This window comes from Legionella saoudiensis (assembly GCF_001465875.1).
In the GTDB taxonomy this organism is placed as follows: Bacteria; Pseudomonadota; Gammaproteobacteria; order Legionellales; family Legionellaceae; genus Legionella; species Legionella saoudiensis.
The window spans coordinates 556,183-577,202 of sequence record NZ_LN901324.1; the positions used below are offsets into that span (position 1 = coordinate 556,183).

A 21,020-nucleotide genomic window follows, 5' to 3' on the forward strand; every position below is an offset into this window, starting at 1 on the left:
AATGATTCACTTTGTTTTGGGCCGATATTGGAATATTTGTTTACTAAAGGAAAGCCCTGAAAATACACCCTATTCGATTATCCGGGTATTTTTAAGTGCTATTATCTTAGCCGTCATTATGGTAATTGAATGGAACTATTCTTATTACAACTCCTCAGGGGACTTGGGGTGGTTGTTAATTATTGCTACTTGTTTACTGTTATCCTATGCAATTTATACCTACGCCGTATTATTTTTAAAAGGATTTACTTCAAGATTAGTACAAACACTAACAGCATTATTTTATACTAGTATCATTATTCACATTCTGGTGGCACCATTGGTATTTTTTGCCCCGTATTTATCACATATACATATAAAAACCCCAATTCTCTTATTTTTAGGTGTCCTTTATCTATTTATGAGTATTGGATTATCTGTATGGCAGTTTGTAATTACTGCACATATTTATAAATACGCGTTGAGCATTTCACCGATACAGTCAGTGCTTACCGCTTTTGGTTTAATGGCTGTTAACATTTTAACTGTTTCTTCACTACAATGAGAGAATTATGCATTTACATATTTTAGGGATAAGTGGGACCTTTATGAGCGCACTCGCGTTACTTGCACGCGATTCAGGTTATACCGTTACTGGGAGCGATGCCAATTGTTATCCTCCAATCAGTGATTTGTTAACTGCCAAAGGTATTACTTGGACTGAGGGATATGATGATGCCAGTTTGGCCCTAAAAGCAGATGTAGTTATTGTTGGAAATGCAATTAAACGTGGTATGCCAGTTCTTGAAGCAGTTATTGAGGCTGGAACAAATTATACTTCCGGTCCACAGTGGTTTGCAGAAAATATTTTATCTAAATACCAGGTTATAGCAGTTGCGGGCACTCATGGAAAAACCACTACAACGTCTATGGTTTCTTGGATCTTAGATCAGGCAGGATTAAATCCTGGATTTTTAATTGGTGGTGTGTCTTCAGATTTTAAAACCAGTTCGCGACTTGGTAGTGGTAAATGGTTTGTTATAGAGGCGGATGAATACGACAGTGCCTTTTTTGATAAAAGACCGAAATTTATGCATTATCGCCCACGAATCGCTATTCTAAATAACCTTGAATTTGATCATGCAGATATTTATCCTGATTTAGCAGCTATTCAGCAGCAATTTCATTATTTATTGCGTACTATTCCAGCCAATGGCGTCGCCATTAAACCACGTGATGATAAGGCATTGAATGAAGTGTTAGCGCGAGGTCGCTTTTCTCGGATTGAGGAACTTGCTTTACATGGAGATGCGGATTGGAGCGCTAAACTCATTGAGGAAAATGGTAGCTGGTTCAAAGTACTGCATTGTGGTGAAGAGGTTGCGGAAATCAATTGGTCCCTAATAGGTCGTTTTAATGTAGAAAATGCCTTAGCTGCTCTCGCTGCGAGTGTAAATGCAGGAGTAGACCCTAAAGTGGCGGCAGAAGCTTTGGAACGCTTTACACCAGTAAAACGTCGGTTGGAAGTAAGATCAAATAAGTATGGAATCACGGTTTATGATGATTTTGCGCATCATCCTACAGCAATTACCCGAACAATTGATGCTTTAAAGCGAAGCAATCGACATCACCGTATTTTCGCAGTTCTGGAATTTGCTTCCTATACTATGCGCACAGGAGTCCATGCCACTGAAATGGCGCAAGCTTTAGCCCCAGTTCAGGGCGCTTATGTATTAGAACCACATGATTTTGATCTTACTGAAACTATTGGTAATTGGACATGCCCTTATCGTATTTGTAAAAATACTGAGGAAATCGTTCAGGAAGTTACTGGTAATGTGCAAGAGGGGGATGCTATTTTGGTTATGAGTAATCGGGGATTTAATGGTATTCATCAGCAATTAATTAACTCTATTGATGCCCGTTACTCTGGGATTTCTTGCTAGATATTAGTGCTGTAAAGGTCATTTTATATAATTAAGAGATGACCTTTTGCAGCTCAATCCCCCATGAAAAAATGCGAATGATTCTTTTTCTGTTCAACTAGTTGAATTAATAGTTGCAATATTTCAGATTGATTGTTATAAAAAAAGAGTGCCCTTAGAGATTAATGACACGCTGATATTCCTATGCTCTGAACAAGTTAGAGGATAGAATATAGCAGGCTAAGAAAAGAAGAAAATCCTTAGGAATTAGGGTATGAGCAAAAGGAGATTGTATGACATTAGAAACTGTAGGGTATGAATTTCTACGACTTAATATTCAAAATTTAAATAGAGAATATTCTAATTACTTAGCCCGTTATACAATCGAGATGACCGAAGCAGAAAAGAAAGAGGCATCTGAAGTAACAAATGACCCTCTTTCGATTTTACTTGCTCGAGTGAACAGGCACGTTGTTCAATGTCAGACTGATCGAGCCAGTGGTCGAGATGTATTTCCTCAATTGACCGATGAGATACGACGCTCGGTGGAAAAGAAACCGGAAGATAGAAAAAGAAATACCCTTTATTTACTAGGCGCATTAATCCATCGCTACTTAAGAATCGAAACTGAATATAAAGACTATAACGAGTCTAGATTAAATCTCTATACATGGTTTAGCAGCAAACCTCTTTGGAAGCCTACTCATAGCCGTTTATATAATGCAATAGTGAGTGCATTGGGGTTGAGCGATGCCAATAAACTCGATGACTATACCATAATTAATGCCTTAGAGGTATTTAAAGAAAATATGGAGATGGAAATTGAAGTTGAGGTACTCGTAAATAAAGAAAAAAAGTTAGTCAAAAAAAAGCGATATGAAACATATGAGCATTTTAATACGGCCGATCCAAACTTTAAGACTAATCTAGAGAAAATGATTTCCGCTCATAAAGAGAGTGGCAAATTGATGGTTCGACAGTTTGGAGCTATTGATTTTCTGCAATCGTTAATGAAGAAGCTTGATCAGGAAAACCAACCCGTCGAACGAGAGATAAATGAATGGTGTGCGAGTCTGGCTAAGACCCACAAAAACTTTAATTTATTAAACAAAGAATTAATTGAGCAGCATCTTAATCAATATTACCAATCAAAACCTGAAAAAAGGAATGAGAAAGAGCATATACAGTACTTGCTTGAGGGGATATTGAGTAATGAGAACTTCATCGCAAATAATGATCATACTAAGTTTTTGAAAGAATTAGTTACCTCCAATACGGATCCTAGTCGCAATATTTGCTGTGGTGCATATATTTTATTGATAAAGCAAGGGAATTTAGATAAAAAACTAGTTACACAAATGACGGATGCTTTTGGTTTTAGTGGGAAACTCACAATCGAAATTCAGATAGCTTGTCTTAAGGCTTTTAAAGCTTACGCGGATGCGGTTGCAGAGTCTGAAGTGCTTGCTCAGGAAAATGAAGTAAAATTAGATTATAAATTTTTTGGTGCCTCAAAGACTATGATTAACCAGACAACGCAATTAATCGTCGAGTTAGGTGAGGAAACGGTTCATTCTTTAGTTATGTAGCTGAAGGCTCAGGAGTTTTAAACGTACGTCATCCCAAGCATTCATAAGGGATGACGTACCACTAACTTAAATCGTAAACTGCATCAAACCATCCTGGTAACTAACCCGTATAGTATCCCCAGACTTAAACTTCCCTGACAATATTGACTGCGCTAATGGATTTTCAAGTTGCTGTTGAATTGTACGTTTTAAAGGACGGGCCCCATACACCGGATCAAACCCAGCCTCGGCCAAATGTGCAAGAGCCTCAGCACTAACATCAAGATGCATTTCTTGTTGGCTCAAACGCTTACGTAGGTGCTCAATTTGGATGTCAGCAATTTTAGCAATCTGAGCTTTGGCTAAGGAATGGAACACCACGGTATCATCAATACGGTTGATGAATTCAGGGCGGAAATGTTGACCCACCAGCTCCATAACGGCACTTTTTACCTCTTCATAGCTGTATTTACTACCCATTTCTTGAATGACATGAGAGCCTAAGTTTGAAGTCATAACAATGATCGTATTGCGGAAATCTACAGTACGGCCTTGTCCATCAGTGAGACGCCCATCATCCATTACCTGCAAGAGAATATTAAATACATCAGTATGCGCTTTTTCTACCTCATCAAGCAAAATGACCGAATAAGGGCGACGTCGTACGGCCTCTGTTAAATAACCGCCTTCCTCATAGCCTACATAGCCTGGAGGGGCGCCTATTAAACGTGCGACGGAATGTTTTTCCATGAACTCAGACATATCAATACGAATCATAGCCTCTTCAGTATCAAAAAGATAAGCTGCTAAGGCTTTACATAATTCGGTTTTACCTACACCTGTTGGTCCTAAAAATAAGAAAGAACCTATAGGTCTATTCGGATCTGCTAAACCGGCACGAGAACGGCGAATGGCATTGGATACAGCATTAATCGCTTCCTCTTGTCCAATTAGGCGTTGATGTAATACTTCTTCCATTTTTAAGAGTTTTTCTCGTTCGCCCTCCATCATTTTCGAAACAGGGATTCCAGTCCACTTCGAAACCACCTCGGCAATTTCATCTTCGGTGACTTTGTTACGGACTAATTTAGTTTCTTGCTCTTCACCCTCGGCAACCTGAGTGAGACGTTTTTCTAATTCAGGAATACGCCCATATTGTAACTCAGACATACGACTCAAATCGCCAGCACGCCGAGCCATTTCCATTTCTTGTTTGGCATTTTCCAGAGCTTCTTTTATTTGAGTAGCTCCTTGCATTGTTGCTTTTTCAGCTTTCCAAACTTCTTCGAGATCAGAGTAATTTTGTTCGAGCTCATCAATAGTATTTTGTAGATCATCCAACCGTTTTTTGGAGGCTTCATCATGCTCTTTTTTCAGCGCCTCACGTTCAATTTTCAATTGGATAAGGCGACGCTCTAATTTATCCATGCTTTCGGGTTTTGAATCGATTTCCATACGGATAAGACTTCCGGCCTCATCAATAAGGTCAATTGCTTTATCCGGTAGTTGTCTATCAGTAATGTAACGATGGGATAAAGTAGCTGCGCCAACAATTGCTGGGTCAGTAATTTCCACACCATGATGCACCTCGTAGCGTTCTTTTAAACCTCGCAAAATAGCGATAGTATCTTCAACAGTAGGCTCATTAACGAGAACTTTTTGGAAGCGGCGCTCTAAGGCTGCATCTTTTTCAATATATTGGCGATATTCATCTAGGGTAGTGGCACCAATACAGTGCAACTCGCCGCGAGCTAAAGCCGGTTTTAACATATTCCCAGCATCCATAGCACCTTCGGCTTTACCTGCACCGACCATAGTATGAATTTCATCAATAAAGAGGATAATTTGGCCTTCTTGTTTTGCCAGATCATTGAGTACAGCTTTTAGGCGCTCCTCAAATTCACCACGGAATTTTGCGCCGGCAATCAATGCGCCCATGTCCAGGGAAAGTAGACGTTTATTCTTTAAGCCTTCTGGCACTTCACCATTGACGATGCGTTGAGCTAGTCCTTCCACAATGGCTGTTTTACCCACCCCAGGCTCGCCAATTAAAACGGGATTGTTTTTAGTGCGGCGTTGCAATACCTGAATGGTTCGGCGAATTTCATCATCACGTCCAATAACAGGGTCTAATTTACCTTGCTCGGCGCGCGCAGTTAAATCCAGTGTATATTTTTCTAGCGCCTGACGTTGCTCTTCCGCGTTTGGATCATTTACTGCTTCACCACCACGTAGCTCATTAATGGCATTTTCAATGGCTTTGCGCTCACCGCCAGCTTGTTTTAATAAACGAGCTAAAGCGCTGTTTTCTTCACTTATGGCAGCTAAGACGAATAACTCGCTGGAAATAAAATTATCTTTCTTTTGCTGAGCTATTTTATCCGTAAGATTCAAGAGACGGTTTAACGAGTTGGAGATATGTACATCGCCGCCAACTCCAGACACTTTAGGGAGTTTATCTAAGGCTTGCTCTAAAAGGGTTCTTAAAAGCGAAATATTTACCCCTGCTTTACTAAGCAATGGTCGGCAACTCCCGCCTTGTTGATCCAATAATGCTTTCATCAAATGCTCAGGTTCAATGAAGTTATTATCTCCGCCTAAGGCTAAAGATTGAGCATCAGCCAAGGCCATTTGAAATTTTGAGGTCAATTTGTCCATTCGCATATTTATTCACCTTATTATATGGGTGTTATTTCTATCTTATCTACCGTAAAATGAGGTTTAATTTAATTATTTCAAGCGATTAATATGACAACAGCAATTACTTCTAACTCTAATTCTAATCCTGATTCGCAAGCTTTGCTTAATCAAATAATTATAGACTATATAAAAGAGCAAAAACGCAAGCGCAGATGGCGCTGGTTTATGCGGGTAATCTACTTACTTATAGTTCTTTTTATTGCCTACCAATTAATGTCTAGTGGTAATGAGGAAGCTGGTTCTAACACAAAACCGCATGTGGGGTTAATTGATTTAAATGGCGAAATCTTTGATGCGAAACCGGCGAATGCAGATGACTTTGCCAAAGGAATGGAATCTGCTTATAAAAATTCAGGATTAAAATCATTAATCATTCGCATTAATAGCCCAGGCGGCAGCCCAGTACAGGCAGAATATATGTACAATGCCATTAAATATTATCGCCACAAGTATCCAGACATTAAAATTTATGCCGTATGTGTTGATTTGTGTGCTTCTGCTGCTTATTACGTAGCTGCAGCTGCGGACGATATTTATGCGAGCCCTGCAAGTATGGTAGGTTCAATCGGAGTTATTTATAGTGGTTTTGGCTTTGTGGATGTTATGAATAAGGTAGGAGTTAGCCGCAGGCTGCAAACCTCAGGGGCAAATAAAGGATTTTTAGATCCATTCTCTCCAGAAACTGATGCGCAAAAACAAAAGTTACAAGTAATGCTTGATACAGTTCATGAGCAATTTATTAATCGGGTGAAAGAGGGACGAGGAAGCCGCCTGCATATTGATAACGATACCTTTTCAGGTCTTATGTGGACGGGCGAGCAAGCCTATCCTTTAGGTTTGATTGATGGGTTTGCCAGTAGCGGTCAATTGGCTCGTGAGGTTATCAAAATTGATTCATTAATTGATTATACACATAAACAGAATATTTTTGACCGCGTCACTAAAAACTTAGGTACAGCTATGGCTGATGAATTACCCTCAAGTTTAGGGATTAAGACAGGAATTAGGTAGCTATCATTCACGTAGCCCGTATTAACGCTGCGTAATACGGGTATTTGTTCCATGTCTTCATTTAGAGTCTTTGCTTTCCAAGTTCGGAAAGAGAAGGGCAAGATTTTTATTTTTCCTCTAAAGCAGTGATTTGCCATTTCTGAGATGAACTCGTGCTTTTAGGGGCAGGTGCAACCACTATTGTTTGTTTCAGAGGAGGTTGAAATGGGCCAGATGCTGTTGCCCATTGATAGGTAATTTGGAACGTCCAGGTGTTTGCGTTTTGCTTTATTTTTTTAATTTCATAAGCAGTAATCCATGGGCTGGAAGTTCCAGAAACCCAGTAAGGCCAATTGCTCTTATATTTATTTTTTAATGTTTCAGAAAATAACATAAATTGGACTGCGCCGTTGCGAGTTTTATTTGCTTCGGCAAACAAATGCGCCACTGCTTCTGGAGTTTTGGGGGCTAAGGCTTTTTCTAACATCGCAATTCGAGCAGCATCTGCTTCGGAAGAAGAAACTTTACCGCTATTAGCATAGGCCGCAACAGAAAATAGAATCATAAAACAACTTGGAATTACAAATGATTTTAAGGCGTTCATAATAAGGTATCCTTATCTAGCAAGATGTAAACAGCCCATAATTAATCATAGTAAAATAAAGTCGCGGTAGACAAGATCGGAGCGTAGGGTAAAGCTGAAGCACGAATGCATTCCCGGAGATCCCTCGCAGCACTCGGGATGACGTGTCTTTGAAAAGCCTTAAGAAGGCCGTCATCCTGAGGAGTTTATGACGAAGGATCTCCTGAATAGAGCACGAATGCATTCCCGGGCACCTTCAGAAATTCCCTCGCGGTTTTGGTAGGATGACGTGTCTTTGAAAAAGCTTTAAGAAAGCCTGGTTGCGAGCAACCAGGTTATATTAAAATTAAGAGTTTTGTACCGTTATCTTAACGTAGGAGAAATTGTTTGTAATAGCGCTTTAAAAACCTTTGGTGTTCCAGCTACTACATCGCCATGCTTTAGGAAGTCTTCTCCACCTTGAATATCACCGATTAGACCACCTGCTTCTCTAACAATTAGCGAGCCTGCTGCGATATCCCAAGGACGTAGGCCTAACTCCCAAAAGCCATCTATACGGCCGCTAGCAACATAAGCTAAATCAAGCGCTGCTGAACCCGTTCTTCTTACTCCGGCACATTTGCCAAACAGGGCTTCAAAAGCAGGTAAATAGCGTTGTCCAATAGTTGCATCACGAGAAGGGAAACCTGTTCCTAAGAGTGAAGCACTTAATTGAGTTTGATTTGATACACGTATTCTACGATCATTTAAGCGAGCTCCACGTCCGCGACTGGCGGCAAAACATTCATGACGTAATGGATCGTAGATAACTCCATGTTCTATTCTACCTTTGATTTTTAGGGCAATAGAAACTGAGAAAAAGGGGAATCCATGTAGGTAGTTCGATGTACCATCTAAAGGATCAATAATCCAAACTGCGTCCTCATCAGCACCTTCTTGCATTCCGCTTTCTTCAGCCAGAACTCCATGATCGGGGTAGGCTTTACGGATGGTATTAATAATTGCCTGTTCCGCTTTAATGTCTACCTCGCTAAAAAAATCATTAGGCGCCTTAGAAGTTACTTTGAGATGATCCACTTGCTCCATGTGGCGAATAATAATTTCCCCGGCTTGACGTGCCGCATTCACTGCAATATTTAAAAGTGGTTCCATGGATTTCTCTTGAATTTACAAAACCGGTGATTCTAGCATATTTTTTTTGTACAAAGGTAACTTTTTCACTTACATGTTGCCTTAATGGGATTCGGCTAGGTGCAAAAGCACTTAAATGATATCATATACGTCTCTTTTGCATTAAGTTAAATCGTTTTTATGAATTTAAGTTCAATTCGTATCATTTTAGTTGGTACATCACATCCGGGTAATATTGGCTCAACTGCTCGCGCTATGAAAACCATGGGCCTAAGCTCCCTATATCTGGTAAGTCCTAAGTCTTTTCCTGACATGAAAGCACGCGAAATGTCGGCTGGTGCTGATGATCTTTTAGAAACGGCAATCGTTACAGAAACACTGGATGAGGCTTTAGTCGGCTGTCAGCTAATTTTAGCGACTAGTGCAAGGCCACGCGGACTTTCTTTGCCTGGGTTAACTCCTGCTGAAAGCGCTGAATTGGTGAGTAAACAAGCGGATGCAACGCAAATTGCAATTGTATTTGGACGTGAGTATGCAGGCCTTACTAACGAAGAACTGCTAAAATGTCATTATCACATTCATATTCCAAGTAACCCTGAGTACAGTTCACTTAATTTATCTCAGGCGGTACAAATTGTTGCTTATGAATTGCGTATGAAACTGTTAGCGCCTAAGGCTGAGGTTGCGTTACGTGCTGATGATTATGCCACCGCTGATGAAATTGAACAGTTTTATGAGCACCTAAGGGAAGTGTTTATTGAAATTAAGTTTTTAAAGGAAGCAAATCCAAGACGCCTGATGCAACGTGTAAGACGGTTGTTTAATCGGGTGAATCTGGAGAAGATGGAAGTTAGTATTTTACGAGGTATGTTAAGCCAAATACAAAAATCACTGGAATGGGCTAGCAAACGGGGTAAAAGTGAAGACGGAAATTAAGGTTCCTATTTATCTAGATTATATGGCAACAACCCCCGTAGATCCACGGGTGGTTGAGCGCATGGTGCATTTTCTAGGTCCCGATGGGGATTTTGGTAATCCTTCTTCGGTTACGCACGATTTTGGGCGTAGGGCAGCTCAGGCAGTTGAACATGCCCGCAGTCAAATTGCTGAGGTGATTCATGCTTCTCCCCAAGAGATTATTTTTACCTCCGGAGCCACAGAGGCAGATAATTTAGCGATTATCGGTGCTGCACATTTTTATCAGAGCAAGGGTAAGCATGTAGTCACCATGAGCACTGAGCATAAAGCAGTGCTGGATAGTTTTTATCGTTTAGAAAAGGATGGTTTTCAAGTAACTTATCTTGAGCCTCAGAGCAATGGTTTGCTGGACTTGCAGCAATTGGAGCGAGCTTTACAGCCAGATACTATTCTCGTGTCGATTATGCACGTAAATAATGAAATTGGTGTGATTCAAGATATTGCGGCGATTGGTGAATTATTAAAAGATAAGGGCATCATTTTTCATGTGGATGCTGCACAAAGTGCAGGGCGCCTTGCTATTGATATGAGCTCCCTTCCTGTCAATTTAATGTCTTTTTCAGCGCATAAATGTTATGGACCTAAAGGGGTTGGTGCATTATACGTTCGGCAGCGGCCTAGGGTTCGCTTACAGCCACAAACTTTTGGTGGTGGACATGAAAATGGTTTGCGCTCAGGAACGCTGGCGACGCATCAAATTGCGGGTATGGGTGAAGCTTTTGCTTTAGGTGAGCGTGTACGCGAAGAAGAGCAAGCACGGCTTTTGCTTTTTCGTCAACAATTGTGGAATGGTATTAAGCATTTACCTGGAATTCAGCTAAATGGTCATGAGCAACAACGGATAGCGGGTAATTTAAATGTTAGTTTTAAAGGATTGGATGGTGATTCTTTATTACTTGCCTTGAGTGATTTGGCTGTGTCTACTACTTCGGCATGTAGTTCGGCAAGCATTCAACCATCTTATGTGTTAAAAGCCATTGGGTTATCTGATGAGTTAGCACAGAGTTCGATTAGATTGTCTTTAGGACGTTTTACCCGAGAAGAAGAGGTAGAGCATGCAATCGCTGTGATTAATGCTCAAGTGGCCCATTTACATAACATATCCCCATTATGATGTATAATAAAACAGTACTTGATTATTTTTTTTCACCTGAGCATGTTGGTACTATAGATTTAAATGATCATTCAGTTGTTGTTAAAAACAATCAAAAGAAGCAAGGAACTATTGAGCTCTATATGCAATGTGGGTCGGAAAGGATAATTCAACATATTTGTTTTAAAACGAATGGAAATCCTTACCTTATTGCTGGTTTAGAGTGGCTATGTCGTCAGGTAGAGGGTAAGCTAATTGATGAATTACCGCCAATTGACTATCAGTTATTGGTAAATGAGCTGGATTTACCTGTAGCTCAGTACCCCTTGGCTTTACGAATTTTTAGTATTTTTAAAGAGACTTTAATTTTGATGAATAACAAGTTGCTTCAAAGTAAGCAGCATACCTAGAGGTATATATAATGAGTGTAGTAATGCAACGTGCAGTAAATGAGCTGACACCGGAAATCAGTTTCACTGAATCAGCAATAAAACACTTGGTTTCTTATTTGCAAAAAAATACGGGACATATGGGCGTGCGTTTGTCCGTTAAAAAAACTGGGTGTTCAGGTTTTTCTTATGTTGTCGATTATGTCCAGGCTCCTGCAGAAGGTGATTTGGTAATGCCTTTGAATGAGGACTATGTGGTTTGTGTGGATAAGGCGAGTTATCCATTCCTTAGAAATATGAATGTTGATTATGTGAAGCAAGGATTAAATTATAAATTTATTTTTAATAATCCTAATCAAACAGGGCAATGCGGTTGTGGTGAAAGTTTTACTGTTGAATAGTTGATTTTATTATGTATGCAATCTAAGAGTTCAGCGCCACGAACTCTGGGTTGCTTCGTCGCTATGCTCCTCGCAATGACGAGATCTCCTCCGATTTAGAAAGTCTATTCTTTAATTAGGTTCAGTAGCCGTCATTAAGAGTGAAGTGTGGCTCCACAGGGCCCGTGAGTAGGTTGCTTGATTATTTCGCCCCTTGCATCGATAATCAATCTAACATTAGAAACCCAATTCTTTAATCAGGTCTTGCAATCGTCATTCGAACGTAGTGAAGCAACCCAGGGTTCTGTGCTTCGAATGTTGATATTGTTTCATTTTCGATGGAAGTTGCAAACTTTCATAAGGAATCGTAGGGCTCTAAATTAAACTACGTTGCATTTAGGTTACTGCTTTTTAGGGTATGCACTAAATATTTAGCACGTGGTGTATTACTTAATCCAAACCACTTAATAATAGATTCTTAGAAAAAATTAAAACTCCTCTTTTCTCATCTATTATCTGCCAAAAAAATTAAGAAATCTTAAGGAAATTATTTTTTTTCTTAAGGTTCCCTTAAGGAAAATGGGAAATTAATCATTGAAAAACAGTCTGTTAGTACAAAAAATTATCTTAATGAACATAATAGATGAAATTAAATCGCGAAATAACCTTGGGATTTGTCGCGTTAAGTGATAAAATTTTTTTAACTTAATATTTCCTTAATAAATGAATATCATTAAAACAATGTTTACACTCTTTGAGATGTTTGATACTATATAGACCATGGTGTTCAGTGAGAGAATCTACTGAACATAATTTTATTTGTTAATTTGTACTAGGAGACTTAAATGAGTACAGAAGTTATGGTGCAAAGCAGCGAGTCGCTTTCGCATCAAGTCATTCATGCTGTAAAAGGCTATTTAACCAGCGTTAATAATAAAGATGCTAACTTAAATTTATATCAATTAATTGTTGAAGAAGTTGAAGCTCCTTTATTTAGAACTGTTATGGAATTAACTCGATACAATCAATCTAAAGCAGCTCGTGTTTTGGGTGTAAGTCGTGGTACTTTGCGCACTAAACTAAAGCGTTATTTTGATGATGAGTTCATCGGTACTCGTGATTTCTAATTGATATTGCGTGTATAGTTGTAGTTTTTTGTGGTTTTTTCGTATTGTGCACTTATTTATGGTGGCCTTTAGCTAAGCAGTCTGCTACTATTGGTAACAGAGTTGGTTAGACAATCGCTCTCTACCTCGGTAGGGGGAGGAAAGTCCGGGCTCCATAGGGTAGAGTGCCAGGTAACGCCTGGGAGGCGTAAGCCTACGGAAAGTGCCACAGAAAATATACCGCCTCTTCGGAGGTAAGGGTGAAATGGTGCGGTAAGAGCGCACCGCGCGTCTGGCAACAGACGTGGCAGGGAAAACCCCACTCGGAGCAAGACCAAATAGGAATCCATTTGACTGCAATGTCATGACGTGCGACCCGTACGGGATTCGGGTAGGTTGCTTGAGGCATGCGGTGACGTATGTCCCAGATGAATGATTGTCCAAGACAGAACCCGGCTTATCGACCGACTCTTTCTTTTTTCATTCATATAATCATTGTGTTGTTGTTACGTTGGGCTGCAAAGCCCAACGGCGAACTTATCTTCTCAACTTCTAAAAAACTACTTTTGCTTAAATTTAAGGCCTAGATTAGGCTGTATTGAGCATTTCCAGAGAAAAAGTGGAAAGTGCATGGCGAAGCTTCTCATAATTAAGCGGTTTGATTAAATGTAAATCAAAGCCTGCTTTCTGAGCGTGGTCTTTGTCTTGCTCTCTACCATAACCCGTCAGAGCAATAAGATAAGGAGATATAGGGAGATTTTCTTGCCGAAGGGCCTGAGCTACCTGATAGCCATTCATTCCTGAAAGACCAATGTCGCAAATCACAACGGCTGGCTGGAAAAGGCGGATTAACTCTACCCCTTGAGCCCCGTTATGAGCCATCTCTACTTCATAGCCCTCTATATCGAGCAGCATTTTCAGGCTGTCTGCTACATCCTGATTATCTTCAATTATTACAATTCGGCATTTTTTGCCTTTTAAAAAAAGAGAATCTACTTTTTCTGAGGATACGTCTGGGAGTTGGGGGGTAATTGGCAGATAAATGGAAAATTTTGCTCCCTTATCTAGGCCATCACTATGAGCGGTCACTTGGCCATCATGGAGTTCCGCTAAGCCTTTAACTAACGCTAACCCTAAGCCTAAGCCACCGCGGTGACGATCTAATCCTTGATCTGCTTGGCGGAAGGCCTCAAAAACTGTAGGAAGGATGTGTGGTTCAATGCCCACACCGGTATCTTGAACGGCGATGATGGCTTCGTGATCTTTTTCATTATATGTAAGAGTTATTTTAACCTGACCGCCAGGATGATTGAATTTATGAGCATTATGTAGCAAGTTTCCAATTGCTTGGGTCAGGCGAGTTGAGTCTCCTTCGAGCCAGATAGGTTTGGGAGGAAGATGGATTTCCAACATCATGCCTTCTTCTTCAAAAATTGTTGCGTAATCTTGTGCTGTATCATGAACAATTTGGGTGAGGTTACATCGTTCTTTGCGTAACAAAATTAACCCACGGGCAATACGGGTTGAATCAAGCAAATCATCAATCAGTCGTACTATATGCGTCACCTGGCGATCAATCATGTCATGCAATTGCCCCCATCGAGGATCGTCAGGTTTAACTAAATGCATTAATCGCACCGCATTTTTTATCGGTCCTAAGGGGTTTCGTAACTCATGTGCCAGCATACCTAGGAACTCATCTTTGCGACGATCTGCCTCTTCTGCTGCTGTGCGTCGCGCTCGCTCCTCTGCTTGCAAAGCTGCTTGTCGCCGCATCTGCGACAACTCGATAAAAACACGCACTTTCGCTTTTAGAATTTCAGGAACTACTGGTGTTGGCAAATAGTCAACAGCTCCACTCGCATAACCCTGTGCGACTTGGACCTCATCTGTAAAGGCGGTGAGAAAAATAATTGGAGTGCTGGCGGATTTTTTGCGATTGCGGATAAAGGTTGCTGTTTCAAATCCATCCATCCCGGGCATATTGACATCGAGTAAGATTACAGCAAATTCATGTTGCAAAACTAGTTTTAAGGCATCTTCTCCAGAGCGCGCCATAATAAGATTTTGCCCTAGCTCCTCTAGGATACTTTGATACACTACCAACTTTTCTGGCAGATCATCAACGAGAAGAATATTGAGAGGCTCCGTCTGAGCATGATTGTCCTCGGGGCCCGACAAGGTAGTTTTGTTCGGATCCATAGTTAAGTTATACATAATATTCCTTATTTATGAAGCCACGCACGCAGGATCATCATCAATTGGTCAATATCGACAGGTTTTGACAAATAGTCCCAGGCTCCTGCTTCGATGCATTTCTCTCGATCTCCCTTCATCGCCTTTGCAGTGACGGCAACGATTGGCAGATTCTTCAAATTCTCGAATTTACGGATTTCTCGAATGGTTTCCATACCATCCATTTCAGGCATCATGATATCGATTAGAACAATATCGATCTCCGAATCTTCACAGACAAGACGAATGGCATCTCGTCCATTATCGGCAGAAAGGATGTTCATCTTATGATCTTCAAGTATTGTTGCCAGGGCGAAAATATTTCGCGCGTCATCATCCACGATTAAAACTTTCTTTCCAATTAATAGCTGATCTGTTTGATATAGCTTTTGGAGTTTTTTGCTAGAAGTTTCTGTTAATTTACTTATAGGAAGATGAAGATGACTGGTTACCAAATTCAGCAGTCGATCCAGTGAACTGGCGCAGAACAGGGGAGTTGAGCCAATTTGCATGTTGTGACTTACTTTTTCATTCTTTTTATCATCATAGACAATAATAGGCATTGAATGAATTAATAAAGCTTCCTCTTCTTCGGATTTTTCGGAAATAAAGTCTTCTGCTATATGCATGAGCTTTGGCCCCGCAATAATGCAGTCGATTTTTTTCTGGCTTAAAATATTTCGAGCTGATTTTATATCACTTGCTGTGATTGTTTCGAGATTGTCTATAACAAGTTCTTTTTTAATTAAGGTTTGTTGGCTTTCGTCCGGTTCTGCGATCAAGATACATTTTTTCTTTAACGTTGAAAAATCCCTTAACGTAACAAAAAATTTATCGAGAATGTCACGGCTTTGTACTGGTTTGGTGATAAAAGCAAAGGCGCCTGAATCTATGGCTCTCGTGCGCGATTCGTCAGCCGATATAATGGAAACCGGAATATGCCGCGTGGCTAGATCATTCTTTATTCGTTCGAGCACGCGCCAGCCTAGCATGTCAGGCAAATGAATATCAAGCAAAATGGCGTCTGGTTTATAATCGTTTATCATAGCAATTGCAGCTGCCCCCATGGAGGTCATTAATACCTTGAATCCTTTTTCGCGAGCGGCATCGATCATAAAACGTGCAAATACCAAATTATTTTCCACGATTAGCAGAAGATGATCATTGGGTTGAATGAACTCACGATCATCCCCCAATTCATTAACAAGAGGTCTTGATTCTTGTTCATGCGTGAAGGGTAGAGGCTCCTCTTTTCTTGGGAGAGATATATTAATTTTCTGCTGTAGCGTTTCTTTGATGAAATCTCCGCTTGTGGCGGCTTTTCGTAAACGGGCGGAAGAATAGATTAGGGGAAGATACAGTGTAAATGTACTGCCTTGCCCTGGATGTGAGGTCAAGCGAATTTCGCCACCTAGTAAACGAGATAATTCCCGGCTAATGGCCAGGCCAAGGCCGGTACCTCCGTATTTACGACTGGTGGAACCATCTGCTTGCTGGAACGCTTCAAATATTATCATTTGCTTGTCTGCTGCAATACCGATACCCGTATCAGACACTGAGAAAGCTAAAACCTCATTAACTCGATTCAGCTCCTCATTATCCGTTCCCCAACCGCTGGTGGCAGGTTCAATAGCGAGGGTGACTTTACCTTGATGGGTGAACTTGAATGCATTAGAAAGAAGATTTTTAAGAATTTGTTGTAGACGTTTGGGATCAGTATACATAGAGCGTGGCAGGCGTGAATCCATTCGTACAACGAAATCGACGTTTTTGGATTCAGCAACATGCTTGAAGGTACGTGCAACATAACTTTGCAAATCATCCATACGTAATTCACTGCTTTCAACCATGACCGTACCTGACTCGATTTTGGATAAATCGAGAATGTCATGAATCAGCATAAGCAGGTCATTACCTGAGCTATGGATAATTCGGGCATAGTCCGTCTGTTTAGACGTCATATTACCTTCAGGGTTTTTGCTTAATTGGTCGGATAGGATAAGCAAAGAGTTTAGGGGCGTGCGCAACTCGTGTGACATATTAGCAAGGAATTCGGATTTATATTTGGATGTTAATGCCAACTGTTTTGCTTTGTCTTCTAGCTCCTGGCGGGCTTGTTCTACTTCGCGGTTTTTATGTTCTACTTCCTCATTTTGCTGTACGAGAAGACGGGCTTTCTCTTGCAGTTCTTCATTAGTATTTTCCAACTGTTCTTGTCGAGTTTGTAATTGATGCGCTAGGGATTGCGACTGGGTCAGCAGATCCTCTGTTCTCATATTAGCTTCAATAGTGTTCAGTACAATACCGATTGATTCCGTTAACTGATCAAGAAGTGCATGGTGCGATGGGTTAAAGCCTTCAAATGAGGCCAGCTCGAGAACACCCTTAACTTGCCCTTCGAAGATCAGCGGCAAAACAAGAACGCTTCGAGGAACTCCATATCCCAAACCGGATGAAATACGGATGTAATTATCCGGTATATTATCTAATACAATTTTACGTTTTTCTAATGCACATTGCCCGATGATGCCTTCTCCAAGACTGATTTGTTTCCCGATTTTCGATTCGCCTTCGGAAGCAAAACTAGCCAATAGGGTTAGGCGAGGATTCTTTTCCTTATTATCCAATATATAGAATTCTGCTTGCTGGGCCTGAACAACAGGTGATAATTCGGATAGGACCATCCTGCCCACGTTGGTCAAGTCGCGTTGTCCTTGAAGCATTCGGCTAAATTTCGCTAGATTCGTTTTTAGCCAGTCTTGCTGCATATTTTTCTGAGTTGTGTCACGCAGATTCCGAATCATCTCGTTAATCGTATCTTTAAGAACGGCTACCTCACCCTGAGCGCCTACTGTGATCGATCGGGTTAAGTCTCCTTTGGTTACGGAGATAGCCACCTCAGCAATTGCTCGAACCTGTGTTGTTAGGTTTGCAGCGAGCTGGTTCACGTTCTCAGTCAATCCTTTCCATGTTCCAGAGGCGCCCGGAACTTTTGCCTGGCCCCCCAACTGGCCTTCAACACCTACCTCACGTGCCACCGTTGTTACCTGTTCAGCAAACGTTGCTAGCGTGTCTATCATGGAGTTAATCGTGTCCGCCAATTCGGCAATTTCGCCTTTTGCTTCTACAGTTAGTTTACGCTTTAGATCGCCATTAGCTACTGAGGTCACAACCTTGGCAATACCGCGCACCTGACTTGTTAGGTTGTTGGCCATCATGTTGACTGAGTCGGTTAAATCTTTCCACGTTCCAGAAACACCCTCAACTCGGGCTTGACCGCCCAATTTGCCTTCGGTGCCCACTTCTTTTGCAACACGTGTCACTTCGGCGGCAAAAGAGTTTAACTGATCTACCATCGTGTTAACGGTATTTTTTAGCTCCAGGATTTCTCCTTTAACGTCAACGGTAATTTGTTTTGACAAGTCACCGGCAGCAACGGCTTTCGTCACATCAGCGATATTACGAACCTGGCCTGTCAAGTTGCGAGCCATGGAGTTCACTGAGTCCGTCAAGTCTTTCCAGGTACCGGCAACCCCTGATACATTGGCCTGCCCTCCGAGCTTTCCTTCGGTACCTACCTCACGCGATACCCGGGTCACCTCCGAGGCGAAGGAGCGCAGCTGGTCTACCATGGTATTAATTGTATTCTTGAGCTCTAGAATTTCCCCTTGCACATCAACCGTAATTTTGCGTGACAAATCGCCATTAGCAATGGCAGTACCTACCTCAGCAATATTACGTACTTGTCCGGTTAAATTACCCGCCATCATATTGACCGAATCGGTCAAATCTTTCCACGTCCCGGCCACACCTTCTACATTGGCCTGACCGCCAAGTTTGCCTTCCGTACCCACCTCGCGGGCTACGCGCGTTACTTCTGCTGCAAAAGAGGATAATTGGTCTACCATCGTATTAATAGTGGCTTTTAGCTCTAGAATTTCACCAGCCACATCTACTGTAATTTTACGAGACAAGTCTCCATTCGCAACCGCTTTGGTCACATCAGCAATGTTTCGCACCTGCCCGGTTAAGTTACCCGCCATCGAGTTTACTGAGTCGGTGAGGTTTTTCCAGGTTCCGCCCACTCCAGGCACATCGGCTTGGCCTCCAAGCTTCCCTTCTGTGCCCACCTCGCGAGCAACACGAGTTACCTCGGAGGCAAAGGAGCCGAGCTGATCCACCATCGTGTTGACGGTATTTTTCAGCTCTAGAATTTCTCCTTTAACATCCACAGTAATTTTTTTTGATAAGTCCCCATTGGCAACGGCCGTAGTTACATCAGCAATATTACGTACTTGTGCAGTCAAGTTAGATGCCATCGAGTTCACTGAGTCGGTGAGGTTTTTCCAGGTACCGCCCACTCCAGGCACATCAGCCTGGCCTCCGAGTTTGCCCTCTGTCCCCACCTCGCGCGCAACACGAGTTACCTCGGAGGCAAAGGAACCGAGCTGATCCACCATCGTATTAACCGTATTTTTCAGCTCCAGGATTTCCCCTTTAACATCCACAGTAATTTTTTTCGATAAGTCCCCGTTAGCAACAGCCGTAGTTACATCGGCAATGTTCCGTACTTGTGCGGTCAGGTTGGATGCCATGAAGTTCACTGAGTCGGTCAAATCCTTCCAGGTACCGGCGACATCCTTAACATCTGCTTGGCCTCCGAGCTTACCCTCTGTACCCACCTCGCGAGCCACACGCGTTACCTCAGCAGCAAAGGAGTTCAATTGATCAACCATGGCGTTAATCGTAATTTTTAATTCAAGAATTTCGCCTTTAACATCAACAGTGATTTTTTTCGACAAGTCACCGTTGGCAACGGCCGTAGTTACATCGGCAATATTACGCACCTGAGCGGTCAAATTACCCGCCATGAAATTTACTGAATCAGTTAAATCTTTCCATGTACCAGATACACCTTCGACTTGTGCCTGACCGCCAAGCTTTCCCTCTGTACCTACTTCACGCGCAACACGTGTTACTTCTGAAGCGAAGGAACGCAGTTGGTCTACCATCGTGTTAATGGTGTTTTTTAATTCGAGGATTTCGCCTTTAACGTCTACTGTTACTTTCTTTGATAAGTCCCCGCCAGCTACAGCGGTTGCCACTTCGGCAATGTTACGTACCTGGCCGGTGAGGTTACCAGCCATCATGTTTACGGAGTCGGTGAGGTCTTTCCATGTACCGGCTACCCCCTTCACTTTAGCCTGACCACCAAGTTTTCCTTCGGTACCAACCTCTCGGGCTACTCGAGTTACTTCGGAGGCGAAAGATGATAATTGCGCCACCATCGTGTTGATGGTTCGCGCTGTACACAAGAACTCTCCTTGCAGCGGCCGATCATCAATTTCCAATGCCATGTTTTGCGATAAATTACCTTGTGCCACCGCTCCAATTACGCGAGCAGTTTCTGAGGTTGGATGTACCAGATCATCAATCAGATCATTAACGCATTCCACAGAATCTCGCCAAAATCCACCTACATCTCCTAGAGATAAACGTTGACTTAGCTTGCCTTCTTTTCCTACAGTGAGGCTCAAGCGATGCAACTCGGCGGCCATACGCTCATTCATTTCTAAAACCTCATTGAATGCGTCAGCCACTTTTCCGGCGACACCTTCCCATTGAATAGGCAAGCGGATTCCGGAATGTCCCTTTCGTAATGCGATGAGTGCCTGCAGAAGGATGGTCATCATTCCATTATAGTCGACTATTTCTTGATCAAAAGGCGCTAAACTAGACATATTATATCCCTGACGATTTCTATTTATCCCTATACTATTGGGCAGTGATGCTAACTTAAGTGATCAATTAAAAGCAAATTTTTTTATTGAGCCATGAGGCAAATTTTTTGGGGGAAAATTCTATTATTTTAGAGTGTTAGATAAAATAATAAATGAGATTTTTTTATACAAAAAAGGACAGGATTTTGTTTAATTGGCTCCCTGCGGATTGCAGGAAGCCGA

14 protein-coding genes and 1 other RNA gene are annotated in these 21,020 nt (G+C 41.7%); 10 read left to right on the plus strand and 5 right to left on the minus strand.

Annotation, left to right across the window (positions count from 1 at the left end):
- The first annotated feature begins 1 nt into the window (after nucleotide 1).
- The 3 genes from BN3124_RS11430 to BN3124_RS11440 all read left to right on the plus strand — a co-directional run bounded on the left by BN3124_RS11430 (nucleotide 2) and on the right by BN3124_RS11440 (nucleotide 3,493).
- A complete protein-coding gene (locus BN3124_RS11430) occupies nucleotides 2-544 on the plus strand; it encodes a hypothetical protein (RefSeq protein WP_058534925.1) in 543 nt (180 codons plus the stop codon).
- A 7-nt stretch (nucleotides 545-551) separates the two neighbouring features.
- Nucleotides 552-1,925 carry a UDP-N-acetylmuramate:L-alanyl-gamma-D-glutamyl-meso-diaminopimelate ligase gene (gene mpl / locus BN3124_RS11435; RefSeq protein WP_058534926.1) on the plus strand — a complete coding sequence of 458 codons (1,374 nt, stop codon included), beginning with the start codon at nucleotides 552-554 and terminating at the stop codon, nucleotides 1,923-1,925.
- A gap of 272 nt (nucleotides 1,926-2,197) precedes the next feature.
- Nucleotides 2,198-3,493, plus strand: coding sequence for a hypothetical protein (locus BN3124_RS11440; RefSeq protein WP_058534927.1), 1,296 nt, complete (start codon nucleotides 2,198-2,200; stop codon nucleotides 3,491-3,493).
- Nucleotides 3,494-3,559: 66 nt separating this feature from the next.
- On the opposite strand, the gene clpB is transcribed toward BN3124_RS11440, so the two are convergent.
- Entirely contained in the window at nucleotides 3,560-6,136 is a 2,577-nt protein-coding gene (gene clpB / locus BN3124_RS11445) for an ATP-dependent chaperone ClpB (RefSeq protein WP_058534928.1), read from the minus strand.
- A gap of 84 nt (nucleotides 6,137-6,220) precedes the next feature.
- Between clpB and BN3124_RS11450 the strand changes: the two genes are divergently transcribed.
- Nucleotides 6,221-7,183 (plus strand): S49 family peptidase, encoded by a 963-nt coding sequence (locus BN3124_RS11450; protein WP_058534929.1) that lies wholly within the window; start codon nucleotides 6,221-6,223, stop codon nucleotides 7,181-7,183.
- A gap of 106 nt (nucleotides 7,184-7,289) precedes the next feature.
- Here the strand turns inward: BN3124_RS11450 and BN3124_RS11455 are convergent, their stop codons facing one another.
- A complete protein-coding gene (locus tag BN3124_RS11455; RefSeq protein ID WP_058534930.1) occupies nucleotides 7,290-7,766 on the minus strand; it encodes a hypothetical protein in 477 nt (158 codons plus the stop codon).
- 342 nt (nucleotides 7,767-8,108) lie between these two features.
- Nucleotides 8,109-8,897, minus strand: coding sequence for an inositol monophosphatase family protein (locus BN3124_RS11460; RefSeq protein ID WP_058534931.1), 789 nt, complete (start codon nucleotides 8,895-8,897; stop codon nucleotides 8,109-8,111).
- Between the two features lie 159 nt (nucleotides 8,898-9,056).
- Between BN3124_RS11460 and trmJ the strand changes: the two genes are divergently transcribed.
- From trmJ to rnpB, 6 genes are all read left to right on the plus strand, one after another.
- On the plus strand, nucleotides 9,057-9,812 hold the full coding sequence (gene trmJ, locus BN3124_RS11465) for a tRNA (cytosine(32)/uridine(32)-2'-O)-methyltransferase TrmJ (RefSeq protein ID WP_058534932.1): 756 nt from the start codon (nucleotides 9,057-9,059) through the stop codon (nucleotides 9,810-9,812).
- Entirely contained in the window at nucleotides 9,796-10,968 is a 1,173-nt protein-coding gene (locus BN3124_RS11470) for an IscS subfamily cysteine desulfurase (protein WP_078061546.1), read from the plus strand. The genes trmJ and BN3124_RS11470 overlap by 17 nt, the downstream gene beginning before the upstream one ends.
- Nucleotides 10,965-11,357 (plus strand): iron-sulfur cluster assembly scaffold protein, encoded by a 393-nt coding sequence (locus tag BN3124_RS11475; RefSeq protein WP_196398926.1) that lies wholly within the window; start codon nucleotides 10,965-10,967, stop codon nucleotides 11,355-11,357. The genes BN3124_RS11470 and BN3124_RS11475 overlap by 4 nt, the downstream gene beginning before the upstream one ends.
- 11 nt (nucleotides 11,358-11,368) lie before the next feature.
- The gene (locus BN3124_RS11480; RefSeq protein WP_058534933.1) at nucleotides 11,369-11,737 is read left to right on the plus strand and encodes a HesB/IscA family protein; all 369 of its coding nucleotides are present in this window, start codon (nucleotides 11,369-11,371) and stop codon (nucleotides 11,735-11,737) included.
- An 824-nt stretch (nucleotides 11,738-12,561) separates the two neighbouring features.
- On the plus strand, nucleotides 12,562-12,843 hold the full coding sequence (locus BN3124_RS11485; RefSeq protein ID WP_058534934.1) for a helix-turn-helix domain-containing protein: 282 nt from the start codon (nucleotides 12,562-12,564) through the stop codon (nucleotides 12,841-12,843).
- Between the two features lie 98 nt (nucleotides 12,844-12,941).
- An RNA gene (gene rnpB, locus BN3124_RS16560) (RNase P RNA component class A) lies at nucleotides 12,942-13,298 on the plus strand.
- Between the two features lie 112 nt (nucleotides 13,299-13,410).
- On the opposite strand, the gene BN3124_RS11490 is transcribed toward rnpB, so the two are convergent.
- Both BN3124_RS11490 and BN3124_RS11495 read right to left on the minus strand, forming a co-directional pair.
- Nucleotides 13,411-15,039, minus strand: coding sequence for an ATP-binding response regulator (locus BN3124_RS11490; protein ID WP_058534935.1), 1,629 nt, complete (start codon nucleotides 15,037-15,039; stop codon nucleotides 13,411-13,413).
- Nucleotides 15,040-15,047: 8 nt separating this feature from the next.
- Complete coding sequence (locus tag BN3124_RS11495; protein WP_078061547.1) at nucleotides 15,048-20,798, minus strand: HAMP domain-containing protein; 5,751 nt, start codon at nucleotides 20,796-20,798, stop codon at nucleotides 15,048-15,050.
- Nucleotides 20,799-21,020 lie beyond the last annotated feature (222 nt).